We start from the raw sequence: 20,495 nt of genomic DNA, 5'->3' as shown, positions 1-20,495 counted from the left end.
TTGCTAGGGTGCGAACACTTATTTGCGGCCGCGCCGCTTAGCTTCCAGCAAGCGGCTGAGCGCGTCCGGCGGCGCTTCGCCCGCCGCCGGAGGGGCCGGAGCAGCCGCGCGCGGCGCCGGCTGCTCGACCTGCGCCTGCTGCTGCGCAGCAGCAGGCGATTGTACTGGAGCGCCGCCTCCGGCTGGGCGCTCCACAACGCGCTGCAGCTTGTGCGCAGCAAGCTGCTTGCGCTCGCGGAGACGCGCCAGCGGCGTCTCCGTCTGCGGTGGCGGGCCGGCCGGCGCGGCCCGCCGCAGCGATGCCGCCGCCCGGGCCAGCAGGCCGGGCGGCACGGATATGCGCCGCGCTGCGATGTCGAGCAGCAGCAGCAAGAGCGCAGCCATCAGCAAGTAATCGCTGATGGGCGACAGCCGCTTCTGCGCCGCGGAAGCGAAGGCGTAGGCCTCTTCCGGATGTTCCAGCGAGAGCATCCGGCCGCCGGTCAGTTCAGCCAGCTGCTTCAGCTTGCTGAGACCTTGCCCGTCCGTAATCCGGTATTCCGGAGAATACGGGATCACAAATCCCGATGTCGCGCTCCCGACGATACGCTTCTCCGTACCTTCGCCGCTGCCCTCAGCCAGCAGTTCGGTCTTGGCAAGATATACGCCTGACTTATCCACAGGCAGCTTTACTAAATATTCGCCTGGCGCTGTCGGTGTAAAAGCCACTTCTTGCGAACCGAGGGACTCATCCGTCACTACAGCCCGCAGCTCGCCATGTGCCTCGCCGCTCCCGGCGGCGCTTCTTGCTTCAAGCGTCACCTCGTTGCCGGACAAATGACTGCTAAGCTCCAGCGGTGAAGATTGAAACTGCGGGAATGTCCATTTGATGATTTGCGTCAACATTGGAGCGAATCCCGGCCACGTCACCCAGTTCCCGGACCATGCCCCTGTAACATCGCTCGTCCAAGCGACGGATCTCCCGGCTCCATACTGCCATCTCGCCAGAATCGGATCAGGTTCGGGGCTTGTAAGGACGACCTCTGCCGCTTCTTTAGCCGTTGTCGCAATGTAGCCATTCAGGGCAGGTAATCCTTGCCCTAAAATGTTCCTCCAATCAGCCCCAGCCGCATAGGCCGGAACGAAAGGCTGATTCACCACATACGTCCTTGAAATCAGCACAGCTTCCCTGCTGAAAATCGCGGGAATCGTCGTTTGATCTACCGCCGCGTAATACCTTCCCTTCGCCTGCTCGGCGAGCTGCCCCAGCAGCACTTGATCCGCATCCGTGCCGATGGCCACGGTGGACATCGTGATATTGTCCTTTTGCATGCGTGCTGTCAAAGCTTCATAACTTTGATTCGTTGACGATTGCCCATCGGTTAACAAGATGATATGTCTTCGCTGCGCGTCCACCTTTGACAATTTTTCATAGGCTTGCTCTACAGCCGTATAAATTTCAGTGCCTCCATCGGCTGGAATGGAGTTGATTTTGTTAACAATTCCCTCTTTATCGCTTAGCTTTTGCGGTTCCACATACCAATGCGGAGAGCTGTCAAAGCCAAGAACGCCGACCGTATCTTTGTCACGCAATAAATCGACGGTTCGAGATGCGGCTTCCTGGGCGAGTTTGATTTTATCCCCAGACATGCTGCCCGACTTATCCATAACGAGAACGATGCCGAGCGACGGGATTTCCCGTTTGCCTCTTAAGTCCATATAAACCGGAAGAGCGCGTTCAATCGGAGTTTTGAAATAGCCGCCAAGACCGTAGCTGTCTTCCCCGCCCAACATAACGAATCCAACACTGTAATCCCGAACCGCCTGCTCGATCATCTCCATCTTGGCTTGCGGAATTTGCGTAGCGGCTACGTTATTCAGGACGATGCTTTCATAGCTCATATAGGTCGCAAAATCGTTTGATAGCAACTCAGGAGCTATTGTCTCAAATGGGATCAAAGCGGCTTCGAGGGCAGCTTCCACATTTTTGGATATACCCGGTTTGCCTTCTACGATAAGCACTTTTGGCGGACCTTGTACCTTGCTGAACGCATAGTGCGTATTATTCGCTGACTGTTCGTCACCATCCAAATAAATTTCCGCCCGGTACCGGTGAAATCCCGGTTCTTTGGCAAGCGATTGGACAGCATAACGATTTTCGCCCTTGTTTAAAACGACCCCTTGGGCTGTTATCTCCCTGTCATCCTCGAATACGCGAAGCTGCGCCGAACCTGCTGACGACGAACGAATCATTACTTCTAGCGTATAAGCTTCCGCCTGGAACAACTTATCGGGTACGCGCAGCGACTCGACTGCCGCATCTTTGCGTTCTTTTGCAGGAAGCGGCACCACATCCACTTTAATACCACGATCTTTAAGCAGTGTCCCCTGACGGAGAAGGTCGCCAACGTTCTCCTCGCCGTCTGACATCAGAATGACACGGCCAATCTTCGCTTCGGTCAATAACCCGGATGCAAGCTGCAATCCTGCAACTACATTGGAAAACTGGCCGTTCGTCTGCGAGCTGAACTGAAAAGCATCCATCTGATTAGCGTCAAGTGACTTCTCAATGGCTGCTTGTAAGCCTATTGAAACAACGCCCGCTTCATCTTGCTCGGAGCGTAGTTTCACTGCATCTCGAATCCACGCGGCTTGTCTGGCTTCCGCCTTCACGCTATCCGATTTGTCTACAGCGAATACAACACTTTTGCGATGATCCAGTGTAAACCACTGCATGCCTGCCAAAGTAAAAACGAGAAGCACAAGCACTGCCGTACGCAGGATCACTACCAGCTTCTTCCTCCCGCCCCGGAGGCGGTATAGACCTTGCCATAACCACCAAATGTAAAGAGGGATAGGCAGTAACAGCAAAAGTGCCCAGATCCTGTCAAACTGAAAGCCCACGACGGTACACCTCCCATTCAAACAGCATCATGATGAGTAGGATCACCACGATCCAAGGAGCAATCGGATGATTCAGAGACTCTACTCTTTCCTGTCCGATTGATTGCGAGTCGTCTTTCTTGCTTAGCTTGATCTCTGTTTGATCATTAATATTGGATTCCCGGGGATCCATCGTGACCTCCAGAGGCCGGGTTTGAATCAAATGACCCTCCTGATTGTATTCCGCGAATTGATACAGTCCAGGTGAAGCAGGTACGATTTGCCTTGACTGCAGGGTTATGCCGTTCTGTGCTGCAGAAATTTCATCTTTTACTGCCCCCTCAGAATCATGCTTCCAAGATGCTTTAACCGTCTCGGGATGAAGCGCGATCTCTTTGGTTTCTCCCGCAACTACGCGCCCTAGATTGCCGCCGCGAAACTGGGTAAGCCATGCCGCTGCATTTTGTACGAGGACCGGAAATTCTGGACGCAGTACAAGATCCGTATGCTGAAGCGAAAAGGCAAATGTCAATCTGGGAATGCCCGTTTCCATACCCGCAAGCATTAAGGGCGATGCAGCGGATTGAACGATCGGCTTTTCCCACGGTCTTGCAGCCCGTTTCTGTATACCTGCCACATTTACGTCTTGTAAATGAATGTAACGGGTAATGGGATGATCTGCGATTGTATATGGAAGTACCGCTGCTTCTTCTATGGCGGCTGCAGAGCCGGGGGCAATCGACCAAGCAGGCGTTGAAGCCAATAGTCGTTTCCATCCTTCACCATTTATTGCCGCTTCATCCACACCATCCAATAGAATCAAATCAGGTTTGCGTCCAAGCGGAAGCGGATAGGCCCCGCTGGCGTTTTTTTGAACGTTTAGCAAATCCACCTTCGCCAGCGCAAGTGCTTTTTCCAGAAAAAGATTCCCTTCTCCAACATAAGCGGCCTGGATACGTCCGCTCCCTTCGGGAAATGCATAAGCCGTATTATCAGCTTCCATCGCATCTTTCGTATCGATTTGCAGCTTATAGACATCTCCGCGTGCCAGTTGATCTATGAAGATCGACTTCTGTTCGCCGGGTTTAAGCTCAATGGAATCGGTATGTACGGCTTGCGAATCGATGAAAGCGGTCGCTTTCATCGATATTGGTGAGGAACTCCAATTTTTTAAAGCTGCAACCGCTTGGTAAGCCGAACCGTCCGCGATGCTTTTAACACCAAATTGGGAGATACTCACATTAGCCGGCGCGGTTGTTCCGGATAGCTTCTGAACCGTAACAGGAACTGAGAAAACAACGCCGGAAGCTTGTTCGGTCCACTGTCCGTCCGTATAAACACGAACTTCGGCATTCCGATCATCTCGAGATAATGCGGAAGCTAAGGATAAAGCTTCCTGATAATTGGTTTTTCCATAAAAAGGACCCGCTTGTTTAAGAGCTTCTTGTAACGATGAGACGCCGTTTTGCCGTGAGATGAGCACTTCCGGCTGATCTTTCATAACAAGGAGTGTGTACGCGCTATTTGGCGCATGTTCGCGGGCATACTCAAGCATCTCTGTCTTGACTTCATCAAGCCTTGTACGATGATCATCGGAAGCTTGCATACTAGCAGAATCGTCCAGTACGAAAATAACATGGGTTTTAGCGGAATGTTGCCTCTGAACATAAGGCTGCATCAGTGCAATTACGAACAAAGCTGCGGCAAGTAATTGTAGCCATAATAAAAGCTGGCGACGAAGTTTCTGCCAAGGGCGGTTCGCTTCCTGTTCCCGCAGAACCCGCTGCCATAGCAGGTGACTGGATACTTCCGTATCCGTATAACGGCGCTTTAGCATGTATAGGAGGACGATGAAGGGCAATGAAAGCGCGAACCAAAGCCCGCCTAATGACGCGAATTGCATAAAAGCTCACCTTTTTCTGAATGAGGGTCGTTCGCTCACGAATTGCGTTCGATTTCCAAAACTGGGGCATACTAGCGTAAGTCTTTATGCGTACTAACAGGGAGGTATCATGAAACAGCCAAATGCCGCAAAGCAGCATAAGCCGCTTTGGACAAAAGCATTCCTGCTTACTTCATTATCAAACTTATTGTTGTTTTTTAGCTTTCAAATGCTGATCCCAACGATCCCAACCCATATCTCGCAATTAGGCGGAGACGACGCTCAAGTTGGACTTGTCATTGGATTGTTTACGATCTCATCGCTGTTAACCCGGCCCTTTGCCGGTAAGGCGCTTGATTCACTTGGCCGTAAACATGTGCTGCTTGTCGGATTGTCCATCTGCGCTTTAACGATTGCCGGATATTCGTATATGGCTGCAATCACCCTCATACTCGCTGCCCGTTTCGTTCACGGAATCGGTTGGGGTATGTCCACCACATCCTTAGGCACTGTTATTGCCGACATCATTCCTGCTGAACGGCGCGGAGAGGGGATGGGATATTACGGGTTATCCAATACGTTTGCATTGGCTCTCGCCCCTCTAACCGGCTTATGGCTGATGAATGCATACGGTTTCCTACGCGTACTGCAGCTTTCCACATGTCTTGCACTCTTATCATTGTTAAGCTCATTGTTTATCACCTATCCGAAACCGCCAATGCCTTTCGAAAAACCGGCTCAACGGCCAACGCTCGCGGATCGTCTATTTGAACGATCTGCATTGCTCCCATCCATATTATTGCTTTGTACAGCTGTATGTTACGGAGGCATCGTCACGTTTATCACACTGTTCGGCCGTGAAGCCGGCATTTCGAATGTCGGTTGGTTTTTCCTGTGCAATGCTTCCATGGTGCTTATCGTGCGCCCTATAACAGGTCTGCTTTTTGATCGCAAAGGACCTGAATGGGTGCTTTTGCCGGGCGCTTTTTTTACAATCGCGGGTCTGTTGCTGCTCTCTTATGCACATTCCGAAGCCAATCTGGCTGCGGCTGCATTATGCTATGGCGTAGGCTTCGGCTCCTTGCAGCCTGCTCTTCAAGCATGGACAATCGCTAGAGCGGCTCCAAATCGCCGGGGCGCTGCAAGCGGAACCTTCTTTTCAGCCAACGATCTCGGCATAGGTTTAGGTGCTATGGCCTTGGGCGCTTTAGCAACCTATTGCGGCAGTTATGCGGTCATGTACCGGTATTCGGTACTTCTCATGGTCGTATTCTTGCTCATTTATGGATGGTGCCTCTGGCAAGCCAAGCGTGTTGTGCGCCTTTTCGGGCGGACTTCGAACTAGCTTAGGTTACTGAGCGGAAACAGCAAGCCTCTGGGGCGATAGTTGCATCGATTTATATCTATCGCATCAAACCTTTGCGCCGAAGCTCGCCTAACAAAAATTCGTCGATCGGCACGCTTGTCACCGCAAGCACATAAGTAATACCCCGCTCATAACAAAATGCCTTAAGCCCGGATGTATACTGCTCTACTGCCTTCCGGTAGGCTTGCAATATTTTGCTGCTCATTGCCACTTCTTTGGCAGCTCCGGTTTCGCTATCAATGAGCCGCAGCTCGCCGGCAAGTTCGGGTGCCAGCTCTTCGGGCGCAAGAATTTGGATCGCTGCAACTTCTTGTTTGGCCGCAAGCAAATAAGTCAATGCCTCCTCCACGCCCTGTTCGTACAAAAAATCGGAGAATAACCAGGTCATTCCCGACTGCCTGGGAAGTATGGAAGGATTGCGGAATACAGCACCCATATCGCCCAATCCTTCAGCTTGGCTTCCTGATAGAAAATTAAAAAAACGCAATGAACTTCCCTTACCGCGAAACAGCTTCAGCTGTTTCGTAATTTGCGATGTAAAAACGGCTGCGCTGACGCGATCGTAACGGCTTAAGGAGATATAACCAATTGCCGCTGCAAGCTGTTTGGCATATTCCCATTTGGAGCTGAAATTCATGGACTGCGACGCATCCAGCCAAAGGTTCACCTGCAGCTCCTGTTCATCCATAAAAAGCTTAATGAACGGCTTGCCTGTCCTTCCATAGGCATGCCAATCCAATTGCCTTGTATCATCGCCTGGCGTATACAGTCTATAATCGGCAAATTCCAATGACGAACCGAAATCCGTTGATCGGCGTTTGCCTTGCATCGTGCCGCGAATGCGGCTCTTCGCTGCTATATTCATTTGTTCCAAACGCTGCAGGAGAGCAGGATCGAGCAAGTCCCATCCATTGCCGCTCATCGTCCGGACTCCAAAGAATGGACGACAGCTTCAATGATCGAATCCGGCGAAATCCCTATGGCCTGTCCTTCAAAGTTCAAGAATAACCTATGGCGCAAAGCCGGATACGCTACTGCGGCAAGATCTTGTTTAGAAACGTGGTAGCGTCCTGCTAGAAAAGCCCGTACTTTGGACACTGCAATCATCGACTGTACACCGCGTGGCCCTGAACCAAAACGCACATATTTCTTGACAGCTTCAGGCGCGGACGTCTCTTCAGGATGTGTGTTCATGAGCAGTTGTACGGCATAATCCAGAACATCCTCAGCAACTAAAATATGTTTCAGCCCCTGCTGGATATGACGTAAAAGCCCGCCATCGGCTACTTTCTCAGCCCGCTGTTCGATCGCCGAAGTCGTACGCAGCACAATTTCTTTCAGCTCGCTTTTCGTCGGGTAGGTAACATGGATTTTGAGCAAAAAGCGGTCAAGCTGAGCTTCAGGCAGCGGATATGTCCCTTCCTGCTCCAGCGGATTCTGAGTTGCTAATACAAAGAAAGGCGAAGGCAGCTTATAGGTTTCGGAGCCTACCGTTACAGTTTTCTCCTGCATGGCCTCCAGCAGCGCACTCTGTGTTTTGGGTGTGGCCCGATTAATTTCATCCGCCAAAACAAAATGCCCGAATATAGGTCCTTTCTGGAAACGATATGTCGTTTCACCCTGTGCGCCAAATTGAATGACGTTCGTTCCCGTTATGTCAGCCGGCATCAAATCCGGCGTAAATTGAATGCGGGAAAAGCTGAGGTCGACCGTATCGGCAATCGTTTTGACGAGCATCGTTTTGCCAAGTCCCGGAATCCCTTCCAAGAGCGCATGACCGCCGGCCAACATGCACCAGAGCAGTTGCTCGACAACCTCTTGCTGTCCGACAATGACGCGCCCGATCTGTTCCCTTATTTGATTGACCGCTATACTCCAGGCATCTAATTGCTCTTTCGATTCCACCATCGCTTCTTCTCTCTCCTTAAAGTTTTGCGGAGCAAAACTGACTACGTAAGCATCCGTTTAAAATTTTGCGTAGCAAAACTGACTTGTTGGTCGATTTCCCCCTGTGCAGATTAACGTTGAGGTTGAATTTCCAAGAAGTAGTCCCGCACCAAATTCTGCATATTCTGGGGCAGATCGGAGCGATTCAAGGCGCTCGAGGCCTCTGCTGCGTAATCGGCGTAGACATCTTCATACGGGCGCGACGCTCCGTCCAAGGCCGGCGCTGAGCCTCCTTGGCTCACTTCGCCGCCGCGGCCGTTGGTCGGCCCGCCGTCGGCGTAGGTGCCTCCCGTGCCGGAGCGCTCTCGCGGCGTCGCTACCAGCCCGCGCGAGCCAGCGCCTGTGCCGCCCTGCGTGCCGCCGACGCCGCTGCCTTGGCCCGGGCTGCCTCCGCTGCCTGGCGCTCCGCCTGCGGCGCCTGCTCCTGCACCGGCACCCGCGCCAGCGCCGCCGGACGTGCCGCCCGGCGCGGGGCTCGTGCCTGCGGTACCCGCAGCCGTGCCCGCCGCTGGCGGAGAGCCGGCGCTTGCGCCCGGCTGCGGTGCCGTGCCGGCCGCGGCGAGCTGCTCCGCGAGGCCGCCGGCCGCCCACGCCTGGCCGGGCTGCGCGCCGATCGCGGCAAGCTCGCGGGCCTGCGGCAGCACAGCTGCGGCAAGGCTCGCCGCTGCTTGCGCAGCCTGCGCCTGCTGCTGCGCGAGAGCTTGCTGCTCCGCGCTGGCCGCCGCTAGGCCTTCCTGCAGCCGGGCGAGCGCCTCATGCGCGTCGCCTTCGCTGCGCAGCGCTGACGCGGCCTGCTGGAGCTGCTCGCGAAGCTGCTGCTCGGCCGCAGGCGACGCGGCAGCAGCCGAGGCCGCGAGGCGCTCGAGCTCGTTCGCGAGCTGCTGCTTCTGCTGCGGCGTCATCTTCTGTACTTGCTCGCCGAGCTTTGCCATTTCGCGCGCGACGCGCTCCGCCGCCTTCTGCTGCAGCGCTTGCCCTAGCTGGCGCAGCGCCTCGGTTCGCTGCATCGATTCAGCCCATTGCTCAGCGCGCTTCTGCTGCTTTTCAAGATCGCTTAAGCCCGTTGCAAGTTTCTTCAATGCTTTTTCCAATTCTTCCAAAGCTTTGGCTGAAGTTGGCGTCTGTCCCAGTTTGTGCTCCAGCTCTTTTAGCGCATCTAACGTCGATTTCGTTATTGGACGCGGGGATGGGATCGCTTCAGCTTTTTTCACCCATTCATCCACATGCTCCTTCTGCTCCTGCACCCAGGCTCGTTCCTTCTCAGCATTCAAAAGAACTTGATCCTTGGCATTCGGTAAAAGAAGCAACACAACGAAGATAACCGCAAAGCCTAATGCAAAAAGCCATGGATGATAAGTCAATCGTAAGGGAATAACACGACGAAGCTCCGTATCCACAAAGCTTGAAACTCGCTCTAGCGTATCCTGCCTTTGAAGATTGGCAAATACGGAAGTCTGATCGCTGTAGGCCAGAGCTGTAGACACCCGATCCTCCAATCCATGTTCATCCAGCAGCTTGGCGGCAGCTTTTATATCAGGTCTTCTAAAAAAAAGCCAGACGAATCCAATAACCAGCATGAACAACATGCTGAGGATAGCGCCATATCGATAGCCAGGAATGAGAAAAAAACGTCCCAACATCATCCACGAGCAAGCTGCCGCGATTCCTGCAAGTACACTCCAGCTTAATACTCTTAAACCCCAAGCCTGCCGCAATCGGCTTCGTACAGGTTGAAGAGATGCTTCCAGCAAGGTTTGCTCCACGATCAGACCTCTCCTTTCTTTTTGGCTTTGTTATTCTTCATTGTTGAATTCTAACCATGAGATAAACCTCTATCGAGGTCTTTCGAAGATGTGCGACCGCGTTCAGCAGAAGGTTTATTCGCCAATAAGAATTTCGTTTTCCGACTCATCGGAAACTTATAAATTCTTATATGGTAAGAAAAACCACCTAAACAATTAGCGATCAATTCGAAACTATCGTTTCCCCATATATATACTCGAAAAATCATACAGATTTATCCTTCAAACGGTAATTTCCATGGTTATACACGAAAAATCATACACAAAAGCTCTAATTGAAGCGAAGAGCCCGATTTTATATGAAATTTCACACAGAATCGTTGTTTCTGTGATTTATGAACCTTCGCAGTTCCGCTCTTTTTTAAATAAAGAAAATCAACAACAAAGTTTAACAGAGCCTTCTTTTTAAGAGGTAGCTAAAATAGCCCTCTTTGTCCACATCAGACGATAGACTGATTGGCGAATAAACTACTTCTAAACGCGGTCGCTCAACTCCGAATTGCCTCGATATAGGTTTATTCATAACGAAGTAACTCTAGATGCTTATTCGACATCGAATCTTGAACGAAACCGGGAAGTCCTGTACTCACATCTCGCTCCGTTCCTCCTTCTCCGGATTTCGTCCAACCTTCTCGGTTCTGAAAGCGGACTTTTTTAACATTTATATCTAATTCTTACGCTTCATGATCGGACGTAAATAACGGATGCTTAGCCAAAGCAGCACAAAAGAAATCACTGTATAGGCAGCACAAAACAGATGCCACATTTGCAGCCAGGTATGCCCTTTGAATAGCTGTTTGGCGAAGTCTGGGATCATGAGACTTACCAAAACCGCCATTGGATTGAAGCTGAGGAAATACCCGAGCACATCCTCATCCATACCCCTGCCGCCGATTTGTCCGAAGAACAGACCGGCTAGTGCCGTGAAACCAAAAATAAAGAGGACAAACCCGTACGTTGCAATAACGGAAAGGACCGTCTTTTTCAGTATCGTGGAGAAAAAGACGCCCACAGCTCCAAGCAGGAGCATAACAAACACATAAAAAATAAATACCGACAGCAGCTGCCACGGCGATACCCCGCCATATAAAAACACAATGCTGTATAGCGGCATGGTAGCCACGACCGTCAACAACATGAAGCTGAGCGAGGAGAATAATTTGCTTAAGATGATAGTCCCTGAGCTCTGCTGTGTCGTTAGCAGCATATTTAACGTTTGTTTCTCACGCTCCCCGCTAACTACGCCAGCCGTTAATCCCGGCGTCATGAAAGCGATCAGTACCAGCTGCGCACCGCTCAAAAAGTAAAACAACTCGCTGCTTTTTCTGATGCTGAGAACACCGCCGGGTTGGTTCCCCATATTGATATAGGCGAAGCCAAGGGCGAGCAGACCTATTGCCAGCAAATATACAAGTATGGAGATTGGAGACCGAATCGTGCGCATGCGCAAGCGGAACTCTTTTTCCATTACCGGGTTAATCCAATTTAATTTGTTGTTCATCGTGCGCACCGCCCCCCTTCGTAATTTCCAAAAACACATCTTCCAAATTCGTCAAGGCTTCACTGAACGAAAGGACCTGGAAGCCCTTCTCAACTAATCGAATTAGCAGCTTGGCCTGATCTTCATCTGCGCCTCCGAAATGAACGTGAATCCCTTTCTCATCCGTGAATACCATTGTGACATGAGATTGTTGTTCGAGATAAGAAGCTGCTTCTTCCATGCCGCCGACGACGCGAACATGCAAGACACGATTCGCTTTCATCCGATTTTGAATATCCGACACTTTGCCTTTGGCAATGAGCTTGCCATATTCGATAACCCCGATCTCATCCACCATCTCCGCAAGCTCAGGCAATATGTGCGACGAAATGATGATCGTCTTGCCCATAGCCTTCAGTTCCTTCAGGATTTCCCTCATCTCGATTCGCGCCCGAGGATCCAGTCCTGATGCAGGTTCATCGAGTATAAGTACTTCAGGTTCATGGACTAGGCATCGCGCAAGACAAAGACGCTGCTTCATCCCTCTCGATAATGAATCCACATAGAAATCCGCTTTTTCCGATAAATTCACCAGTTCCAAAAGTTGTGGAATCAGTTTTAAACGTTCCGCCCTCGGAATCCCATAGCTAGCTCCATAGAAATCCAGATATTCTGTTGCTTTAAAATTATCATATACCCCAAAGAAATCCGGCATATATCCAATCAATTTACGGACTTCTTTCGGTTTCTCCGTCACGTCATAGCCCCCGACCTTTGCAGTACCCGATGTCGGGCTCAGCAAGGTGGCTAAAATCGACATCGTCGTTGATTTGCCTGCACCGTTTGGACCAACGAAACCGAATACAGTCCCTTTATCAATCTGCATGGTAAGCGAATCGAGTGCCGTAAAATTTCCGTATCTTTTGGTCAATTGCATAATATCGATCATGGTTTCACCGCTCCTTCCATTGAAATGGCCGGAATGCGGAATCCGATATTATTTTGTAATGCAGTTGCTTTTATGCGGATCATTTTTCCCTCCAGAATATAGGGCTGAAGCTTCTCGCCTTCCCATGTCATGAGAGGCTTTACATCGATGGTCTCCCATTCACGCGACTGCGTATTCCACAGATCTAACGTCACGTCTCTATTGACATCGGCGTGCATCTCCATCTTTTGATAATTCGCTCCGGGTATCGAAGGCAACCGATACTCGAACGTAACATCGCCTCCCCCCATTTGCATGTACGGGCCATTATGAAAATTGATGTCACTTACTTTAAGATGATTATCGACCAGATCCGGGACGAGCATCGGAAAAGGAATATGGATTTTTCCATCTGTCGATACAAAATTGATCTTCATTTTTTGTGCAAAAAGCGTTAATTGATCAGTAGGCAAGGTTTTACCATTGCCCAACAGGATCGAAGTCTGATCCTTCGACCAGCCGATAATGAGCGGATCAAATCCACCCGACAGCTTCGTTTTGTCAAATAAATAAGCATTCAACACAGAGCGTTGATGTAAATTCGCATCCAAGCCGCCCATTCCTGAATTAGGAAACGCTACATGAGCGGCATCGGGTCCATATGAAATGCCACTGCCGTTGGAAGTGTCAAAGCTTGCTGATGCCCCGGCTTTCATCGGGCCGATTTTGATAAAAACCTGATTGATAATGACGGCTACATCCGTCAAATCGTGCTGCGTATGATTCGTTATTTCACCCTTGGCTGCATGACCCGAGAGTGATGTTACGGTATAGTCCAGTTTCCCGGTTTGAATCCGCTTTTCCTCATCCACATGCAACTTGCTGACCGAAGAGTAAGGAACATTTTGCAATCTGGCTAACGTTGCTTCTTGTTCCTGACGAATGAGCAGTTCGCTTTGTTCATTGATTTGCTGCCCGTTATAATTATCGTTTTGCAAGAAAGGACGCACGGCTGCAGTTCCAGGAATTTTCAGATCCAGGTTGCCGCCTTTCGGCAAGAAGACTGACATCGTGGATTGCATAACGCCTGACCCCGATCCGTCCAGCTCAACCGTATGAAAAGCCTGGGCCATCATACTGCCGCGATTCGTCGCGCCAAACTGAAATATACCGATGCTCGTGACTACCGCTAACAGTGGAATGACAACCCATGCCAATTCTCTTCGATCCATCCGCCTGAGTATAAAATAAAGAATCGGTCCCACGACGATGGCGTAAAACAACATTACCCATGCTAAAATAGCCAACCTAGGCGGTTGCAGGTTCGGGAAAAATTCCAATGCCTGCTGCATCTCCCAATACGGTTGCGGTCCGAACCGCATTTGGTTCGTAGTATTATCAACTGCGCGCTGCAGAGGATCTGCGAGGATTTGCTCCCATAGTCTGGAATTTCCATTCCAGGACGCAAGCGGATTCAAAGATAAATCATATGCCGCATACACAATGGATCCGCTCCCGTAAGCTTTGCGGGCAAACAGCGGAATGTTCCCTTCGGCAATCACGATTTCCGCGTCTTTAGCAAGCTGGGCTTGAGAGATTGTAAACGGAGACGTTACAGTCAGCTCCTTTTCACCCGATTTGGCAAGTTCGGGAAGATTTTGAATTGCCGTCGTGCCTTGATAAGTAACAGGAGCTGCCTCGATAAATGGTGCCGCCGTCTTCGGATAGCCTGCCCCTCCTGCCAAAATTAAAGTGCCGCCACGCTGTGCCCATAAATGAATCGCTTGAACCTGTTCTTGGGTGAAGGTATCTGAGGCAAAATCGTTCAAAACGAGAACGTCAAGCCCGGCAAGACCTAATGCGGAACCCGGTATATCCGCTTGTTTCAAATGGAGCACATTCAGCTTCTTGCCCGATTGGTTCAACACCGCCAGAAAGTTCATCGTATCCGCATCTCTGGCTAGAACCCCAACCTGCATCGTTTCTCGCGGCATGTTGAAAGCTTCCAAATATGTAGAACCATCCAGACTAATCTTTTTCCCGGATTGAACTGAGTTTTGAAAAAAAGATATCCGATTATTGCTCTTTGAATACGTGTATCCAGGCACCAGCATGCGGATCTCTTTCGTGCTTCCCTGAGGAAGTTCAACATGCTGAACATAACTGAAGTCTTTGCTCCCGTTCGGATTGGCAATCTGCAGCACGAGATCGCCGGCTATGTCCGCTCCCTGATTTAACAATGTGAATTTGACTGGGGTCAGTAAACCCTGCTTCACATTGGATGCGCCGAACCCGACTTCGGCTTGAACCTCTACTCTAGCTTCCTCCGCCACGGCTAACCCTGCAAACCATGGTATAGCTTGGACCCCTAAAACGAACAAGATAAGTAGTGCCAAACGAGCGATGCGGGACGTTCTTCCGCTGTACCTGCTTACTTTCACACTGTAAGCTCCCTTCTCCTCAAAGTCTATCTACAATCTAGACGACAAAATTGGTAAAAAGTTTCAAAAAAACATAAAAACCGCCAAGTTGATTAATCATCAACTTGACGGTTTTCCCAACCTAGCCGTTTCGTGTCTTCAACTTCAGCGTGCGTGCCCACTTCACGGCAAATCCAATGCCTACGACTAACAACGTAGTGGTAATTGGAATCCATACATGGAGGAATTCGTTCTCCAAAAGGAACAAATCGATCATTTTCTCATCTTTGACAAACATTTCTCCTGCCGTATAGCCCAGTACACCTGCTCCCAGATAAACAAATATCGGGTATTTATGAAGCAGGTTCATGACCAAGGTACTGCCCCAAATAATGATGGGAATACTGAGTCCGATACCGAGAATAATGACCGTCATGTTTCCGTTGCCTTTGGCTGCGATGGCCAGAACATTATCCAGACTCATGACAAAGTCTGCGACAATAATCGTCCAGATCGCTTTGCCCAGCGTAGTTGCCTCTTTGACATTGGAATGGCTGTCGTCGTCAGTCAGCAGTTTAACTGCGATCCAGAACAGCAGAATCGAACCTCCGGCTTGGATATAAGGAATTTTAAGAAGGCTCACAGCAACTAAAGTAAGAATTAAGCGTAGTGCAATCGCACCGAATGCTCCCCACCATATCGCCTTTTTACGCTCCTCAAGCGGCAAGTTTTTACTCGCCAGCGCAATGACTACGGCATTATCTCCGCTTAACACAATATTGATTAACATAATTTGCAAAAACAAAAAGAGCGCCTCTACCATCTTTCATACCTCCGAAGCATACTTTTGTGTTTTACTATTATTTTCATTCTGACTTCAGAACAAGTGTTGTGTTGCCTTATTTTCGCTAAACATTATCTGTATGGTTTCTGTTTGCCGTACAGCTTGTTCGATAAGCTCCGGCAGGAAATCCATACTATGTTCCAACTTTTCTACCACTCGCAAATTAGGGTTTGTGCTGGGCGACGGCGGTAAAAACAACGAACAGCAATCCTCATACGGCAATATGGAAATCGGGAATGTTCCGATTTTTTCCGCAATCCGGATGATCTCTTGCTTGTCCATCATAATCAAAGGCTGCAAAGTCGGCAGCGATACGACGCGGCCAATCACATTCAGGCTGGACAAGGTTTGACTGGCTACCTGTCCCAAGCTTTCACCTGTAACAATGGCGTCCAATCCTTCGCGTTCTGCCACTTTCTCAGCAATACGGTACATAGCCCTGCGTATCAGAGTGACCAATAAGTTATCTTGATAAACACGGTGAATCGATGTTTGCACATCCGTAAACGGCACCAGATGGAGCTTCATGGAATGTGTATAGCCCGAGAGCTGCCGTGCCAGCTCAATGACCTTTTCCTTTGCGCGTTCACTGGTATAGGGATAACTGTGAAAATGAATCGCTTCAAGCTCGAGTCCTTTGCGCATGGCCAGCCAGCCGGCTACAGGACTATCGATTCCGCCTGAGAGCATGAGCAGCGCCTTACCATTCGTTCCTAAAGGGAACCCGCCTGCCCCTTCAATCACTTCTACGTACAGCAGAGCTCTTTCTTCGCGCAATTCTACCCTTAATTCAACTTCAGGATGATGGACATCCACCGTAAGTCCTGGGCAGGCTTGCAGCACATAACCCCCGACCAGAACGTTCATCTTTTGCGAGTCATAAGGAAACGATTTATTTACCCTTCGAACGCTTACTTTGAATGTGGCCGGCTGCTTTGGCAAAGCTTTCATCATCTGAAGCGCAAGCTCCTGAATCGCTTCAAGCTCAAGCGGGGCATGGTAAGCAGGACTAAACGACGTCAGTCCGAATACTTTCTGAAGCGCCGCTGACGCTTCCACAAACGAAGCCCCTCCTAGCTCCACATATACGCGCCCGTACTCAGGAATATACCTTAAATCTGGAAATGCCGCGAACACGTGACGAATTTGCGACATCACGCTTTTCTCAAAGCGTCTTCGATTCCTGCCTTTGAGCGTTAATTCCCCTAAACGCAGAATCATACAATCCGGTTTCATCTTCGCTTTCCCCTCCTGGCTGACGGTACGTTAAGCATTGGGGCAAGCTCATTTACAACATGCCGTAGCGCCGTTATCAATTGATCTGCATCCTCTTCCGTATGTTCCTCGGAAAAGCTTATGCGCAGCCCGCTGGCCGCCTGCTCGCGGCTGCAGCCCATGGCCAGCATCACCAGGCTTGGATCCGACTCGCCCGAAGAACATGCAGATTTGGTAGAAACATAAATATTTCTCTGTTCTAAAGCATGGACAACCACTTCAGCCCTCATACCGCTGAAAGAAAAATGTACAATATGTGGTGCCGCCTCAACTTCAAGCTCTGATCCTGTAATCGCTAGCTCAGGAATAGCGGCAATCCCTTGAACAATGCGCCGCCTGATCCGGTACCTGTGCTCTGTCTTTGCCTCCATATCCTCCATGGAAAGCCTTAACGCTTTAGCCATCCCCACAATAAGAGGAACATTTTCCGTTCCGGAACGGACACCGTACTCCTGGCCTCCACCGGCGAGTTGCGGCTTCAGTTGTATACCGTCCCTGCGATATAAGAAGCCGACGCCTTTGGGACCTCGGAACTTGTGAGCCGATCCGCTGCACAAATCGACGCGCCATTCTTTCGGCCGAAAAGGCAGTTTGGCAATGGCTTGCACCGCATCGACGTGAAAGATGATCTTAGGATAATCAGTAAGGATCCTCCCAATCTCACGAATCGGTTGAATGCTGCCTACCTCATTATTGACATACATGATGCTGACAAGCGTTGTTTCATCGCACACCGCTTCCTTGAGTTCATCCAGCTTGACAATCCCCTTATTGTCCACCGGCAAATAGGTGACTCGAAATCCTTCCTGTTCAAGCTGACGGAATACCTCAAGAACGGAAGGATGCTCAATGACCGTGGTGATCAAATGATCTCCACGATTTCGATAACTATATGCTGCACTTTTAATGGCAAGATTATTGCTTTCCGTGCCGCAAGACGTGCAAATAATTTCATCAGCACGTACGCCTAAAGCGCCAGCCACAATCTCTTTGGAACCCTGTACCAGCTTTTCAGCTTGCATGCCGAGTCTATGTATCGAAGACGGATTGCCGTAATGTTGCTTCATCACTTCGGCAACTGTTTCAACTACTTCCTCATATGGCGGGGTTGTTGCCGCGTAATCCAGATAAAGCATAATTTTTTTCCTCGCTTGCTTATACAAATCTTTTTAAAATGCATTCTTTCATCATTAAAGCTTAAAATGAGACATAACTCAAGCTTCTGCTGAAAACAAAAAAAAGCCGATCCCCGTAAAATAAACGGAAATCAGCCCGCTATCATACAACTTATGTAGAGAAGCTTATCTTGTGCCCGAGTACTTTTTTCACATATGCCTGAGTCTCTCTTGGCAGTAAATGAATTCTATCGGCCAAGTCTTGATCATTGCGGATACCAAGTCGATCTACACGATTAGGTCCGGCATTGTATGCGGCCAAAGCAACGCCTTCATTGCCTTCGTACTTCTTTAGCAAATTGCTCAGAAAATGCGTACCTGCATTTACATTTTGCTGAGGATCAAAAGGGTTCGTTACACCAAACCCGCGGCCCGTACCGTCCATAAGCTGCATCAAGCCTTTGGCGCCGGCAGAGGATACTGCACGGTGATTAAAATGAGATTCTTGTTGAATGACTGCTTTCACTAGCGAGGAGTCAACGCCAAAGCGTTTGCTGGCTGCTTCAATGAGATTATCGTATTGCGTGGAAGCTGACTCCTTACTTACCGATTGCAACGGGGTATACGATTTATTCAAAGCAATTAAAGCACTTGGAATGTTGCCGGTTGTCTGGCCTAGCGTGGAGGACAACGTTGTGTCATTACTGCCGCTTGACGCCGCTTGTCCCATAATAGCCTCTAAGAGTGCGCCAAAATCGCCGGAATCATCAGAGCCGGATGTTGAAGTATCGCCTGATAATAAGCTCATCTTATTTAGTATCTGAAGCTGCAGCAATTCTTTCATGACTCTAGGGTCAATGCTGTTCATGCGGAGTCCTCGTTTCTGTAGATGTGTTAGGCTTCCTCTATTGTACACGTTTTGAGCCCTGGAGACTATCCTCATTTTTTTGCGATCGATACTTAGCCAAAAAAAAGGAACAGCCATTTGGCTGTCCCTCTCATACCCTAAGAAATGTTTTGCTCCAAGACCTCGTTCTGTTCAAGATTCTTTCGGACCTTGACCCGTGAGATACGAAGATGGTCCGTTTCTTCTACAATAAACGTCAATTCGTCATTATACGTCACTTGCTGGTTTTTGCTCGGCGGAATCTCGATCTGAGCATAAATCCAGCCTCCGATCGTATCATAATCATCGGATTCGATCTCGGTTCCGAAATAATCATTCACTTCATCAATGAGCAGCAGTCCATCGATAGAAAATGTATTATCATCCTTCACTTCAATTGTCGGGCGCTCTTCATCGAATTCGTCTTGGATCTCGCCAACGATTTCTTCCATAATATCTTCAAGCGTGACGAGTCCGGAAGTTCCGCCGTATTCGTCAATCAGCAGCGCCATCTGACTCTTTCGTTTCTGCATCATTTTGAGCAAATCGCTAATATGAATAGAGTCCGGAACCGTTGTTATCGGTCGAATGATTTTTTTAATGCCTTTTAGATTCGCATCTGGCTTCAAAAGATCCTTGATATGGACGAAGCCGATAATATTGTCTTTGTCCGGATCGCAAACCGGGTAACGGGTCCGCATTTCCTTGATGGCGATCGAGAGATTTTCTGAGAAGGAGAGGCCTGCGTATAAGCATTCCATCTCGGTTCTTGGTATCATAATTTCTTTGGCGGTTGTCTCGGCAAAATCAAATATATTATCAACAAGCGTAAGCTCTGTTTTATCAATTAGTCCATTTTTATGACTTTCTTTCATCAGCACTCGAATTTCTTCCTCGGTATGCGCGGATTCATGTTCGGTTGTCGGTTCGATTCCGACACGGCGTAGCATCCAGTTGGACAGGCCATTCAGACTCCAGATAAAAGGATACATGATTTTGTAAAACAAGACTAGCGGTCCGGATGAGATCAAAGTCACTTGCTCTGATTTCCGGATTGCATAGATTTTAGGGACTTGCTCACCAAGCGTGATGTGCAGCGTCGTCATGAGCGTGAAAGCAATCAGGAATGTTATCGTATGAAACACGGATTCCGGCAAGTTCAGCGGGCCAAGCAGCGGCTCCAAAATTTTGGCGAAGGTCGGTTCTCCGACATAACCGAGTCCAAGCGACGTAAGTGTGATGCCGAGCTGACAAGCAGATAAGTAGGCATCCAAGTTGTTCATGATGCCTTTGGCGAATTTGGCTTTACGATTGCCCTCTTCGGCCAGCGAATCAATCCGACTGCCTCGCACTTTGACTAACGCAAACTCTGCCGCTACAAAAAATCCGTTCAAAAAAACAAGGCCAAGCATTAGTGCAAAACTAATTAACGTTCCCGGTAAAGGATCCTCCAATACCTTACCTATCCCCTCTAAAGTGCAAATATCGCACCAAGGAGAGTAGGTACACCTCCCTTAAAAGTCAATTTAAAATAGTAAATATCACTTTTCATTATATAATAATACTCTAAGCAATCAAAGGTGCGAATATGACTCCTGACGCCAAAAAGTACGAGCAAACGGGAGCATAGGGGGTAAAATGAGACAACAATGGTGGCATACCAGAGAATTGCCCCTCTCTGGCCCGAA

General features: G+C 49.5%; 14 protein-coding genes. 1 reads left to right on the top strand and 13 read right to left on the bottom strand.

Annotated elements, in window-relative coordinates:
• Nucleotides 1–18 precede the first annotated feature (18 nt).
• Complete coding sequence (locus ICC18_RS03250) at nucleotides 19–2,883, bottom strand: VWA domain-containing protein (protein ID WP_188172926.1); 2,865 nt, start codon at nucleotides 2,881–2,883, stop codon at nucleotides 19–21.
• The gene (locus ICC18_RS03245) at nucleotides 2,867–4,765 is read right to left on the bottom strand and encodes a vWA domain-containing protein (protein WP_188172925.1); all 1,899 of its coding nucleotides are present in this window, start codon (nucleotides 4,763–4,765) and stop codon (nucleotides 2,867–2,869) included. Before ICC18_RS03245 ends, ICC18_RS03250 begins: the two co-directional genes overlap by 17 nt.
• Before the next feature lie 109 nt (nucleotides 4,766–4,874).
• Between ICC18_RS03245 and ICC18_RS03240 the strand changes: the two genes are divergently transcribed.
• Entirely contained in the window at nucleotides 4,875–6,089 is a 1,215-nt protein-coding gene (locus ICC18_RS03240) for an MFS transporter (RefSeq protein ID WP_188172924.1), read from the top strand.
• Between the two features lie 58 nt (nucleotides 6,090–6,147).
• On the opposite strand, the gene ICC18_RS03235 is transcribed toward ICC18_RS03240, so the two are convergent.
• The 11 genes from ICC18_RS03235 to ICC18_RS03185 all read right to left on the bottom strand — a co-directional run bounded on the left by ICC18_RS03235 (nucleotide 6,148) and on the right by ICC18_RS03185 (nucleotide 20,219).
• Nucleotides 6,148–7,032 carry a DUF58 domain-containing protein gene (locus ICC18_RS03235; RefSeq protein ID WP_188172923.1) on the bottom strand — a complete coding sequence of 295 codons (885 nt, stop codon included), beginning with the start codon at nucleotides 7,030–7,032 and terminating at the stop codon, nucleotides 6,148–6,150.
• A complete protein-coding gene (locus ICC18_RS03230; protein WP_188172922.1) occupies nucleotides 7,029–8,018 on the bottom strand; it encodes an AAA family ATPase in 990 nt (329 codons plus the stop codon). The genes ICC18_RS03235 and ICC18_RS03230 overlap by 4 nt, the downstream gene beginning before the upstream one ends.
• A 110-nt stretch (nucleotides 8,019–8,128) precedes the next feature.
• Complete coding sequence (locus ICC18_RS03225) at nucleotides 8,129–9,820, bottom strand: DUF8809 domain-containing protein (protein WP_188172921.1); 1,692 nt, start codon at nucleotides 9,818–9,820, stop codon at nucleotides 8,129–8,131.
• Nucleotides 9,821–10,526: 706 nt separating this feature from the next.
• Nucleotides 10,527–11,360, bottom strand: coding sequence for an ABC transporter permease (locus ICC18_RS03220; RefSeq protein WP_188172920.1), 834 nt, complete (start codon nucleotides 11,358–11,360; stop codon nucleotides 10,527–10,529).
• Nucleotides 11,335–12,288, bottom strand: a complete 954-nt coding sequence (locus ICC18_RS03215; RefSeq protein ID WP_188172919.1) for an ABC transporter ATP-binding protein — start codon at nucleotides 12,286–12,288, stop codon at nucleotides 11,335–11,337. Before ICC18_RS03215 ends, ICC18_RS03220 begins: the two co-directional genes overlap by 26 nt.
• Nucleotides 12,285–14,708, bottom strand: a complete 2,424-nt coding sequence (locus ICC18_RS03210) for a DUF8725 domain-containing protein (RefSeq protein ID WP_188172918.1) — start codon at nucleotides 14,706–14,708, stop codon at nucleotides 12,285–12,287. The genes ICC18_RS03215 and ICC18_RS03210 overlap by 4 nt, the downstream gene beginning before the upstream one ends.
• Before the next feature lie 121 nt (nucleotides 14,709–14,829).
• Entirely contained in the window at nucleotides 14,830–15,510 is a 681-nt protein-coding gene (locus tag ICC18_RS03205) for a TerC family protein (RefSeq protein ID WP_188172917.1), read from the bottom strand.
• Nucleotides 15,511–15,564: 54 nt separating this feature from the next.
• The gene (gene thiI / locus ICC18_RS03200) at nucleotides 15,565–16,767 is read right to left on the bottom strand and encodes a tRNA uracil 4-sulfurtransferase ThiI (protein ID WP_188172916.1); all 1,203 of its coding nucleotides are present in this window, start codon (nucleotides 16,765–16,767) and stop codon (nucleotides 15,565–15,567) included.
• Nucleotides 16,764–17,942, bottom strand: a complete 1,179-nt coding sequence (locus ICC18_RS03195; protein ID WP_188172915.1) for a cysteine desulfurase family protein — start codon at nucleotides 17,940–17,942, stop codon at nucleotides 16,764–16,766. Before ICC18_RS03195 ends, thiI begins: the two co-directional genes overlap by 4 nt.
• A 151-nt stretch (nucleotides 17,943–18,093) precedes the next feature.
• Nucleotides 18,094–18,789: a lytic transglycosylase domain-containing protein gene (locus ICC18_RS03190; RefSeq protein ID WP_188172914.1), complete on the bottom strand. Its 696-nt coding sequence runs from the start codon at nucleotides 18,787–18,789 to the stop codon at nucleotides 18,094–18,096.
• Between the two features lie 137 nt (nucleotides 18,790–18,926).
• Entirely contained in the window at nucleotides 18,927–20,219 is a 1,293-nt protein-coding gene (locus ICC18_RS03185; RefSeq protein WP_188173214.1) for a hemolysin family protein, read from the bottom strand.
• Nucleotides 20,220–20,495 lie beyond the last annotated feature (276 nt).

It is taken from the genome of Paenibacillus sedimenti, assembly GCF_014534655.1.
Taxonomy (GTDB): Bacteria; Bacillota; Bacilli; order Paenibacillales; family NBRC-103111; genus Paenibacillus_E; species Paenibacillus_E sedimenti.
Note: the sequence above shows the minus strand (reverse complement) of the source record. Positions and strands in the feature narration are given on the sequence as shown.

Excerpts from the sequence above, each read along its gene's own strand:
- ICC18_RS03245 (WP_188172925.1), bottom strand. The coding sequence starts at position 4,765 with ATGCAATTCGCGTCATTAGGCGGGCTTTGGTTCGCGCTTTCATTGCCC.
- ICC18_RS03240 (WP_188172924.1), top strand. The coding sequence starts at position 4,875 with ATGAAACAGCCAAATGCCGCAAAGCAGCATAAGCCGCTTTGGACAAAA.
- ICC18_RS03235 (WP_188172923.1), bottom strand. The coding sequence starts at position 7,032 with ATGAGCGGCAATGGATGGGACTTGCTCGATCCTGCTCTCCTGCAGCGT.
- ICC18_RS03230 (WP_188172922.1), bottom strand. The coding sequence starts at position 8,018 with ATGGTGGAATCGAAAGAGCAATTAGATGCCTGGAGTATAGCGGTCAAT.
- ICC18_RS03220 (WP_188172920.1), bottom strand. The coding sequence starts at position 11,360 with ATGAACAACAAATTAAATTGGATTAACCCGGTAATGGAAAAAGAGTTC.
- ICC18_RS03215 (WP_188172919.1), bottom strand. The coding sequence starts at position 12,288 with ATGATCGATATTATGCAATTGACCAAAAGATACGGAAATTTTACGGCA.
- ICC18_RS03205 (WP_188172917.1), bottom strand. The coding sequence starts at position 15,510 with ATGGTAGAGGCGCTCTTTTTGTTTTTGCAAATTATGTTAATCAATATT.
- thiI (WP_188172916.1), bottom strand. The coding sequence starts at position 16,767 with ATGAAACCGGATTGTATGATTCTGCGTTTAGGGGAATTAACGCTCAAA.
- ICC18_RS03195 (WP_188172915.1), bottom strand. The coding sequence starts at position 17,942 with ATGCTTTATCTGGATTACGCGGCAACAACCCCGCCATATGAGGAAGTA.
- ICC18_RS03190 (WP_188172914.1), bottom strand. The coding sequence starts at position 18,789 with ATGAACAGCATTGACCCTAGAGTCATGAAAGAATTGCTGCAGCTTCAG.
- ICC18_RS03185 (WP_188173214.1), bottom strand. The coding sequence starts at position 20,219 with ATGCTTGGCCTTGTTTTTTTGAACGGATTTTTTGTAGCGGCAGAGTTT.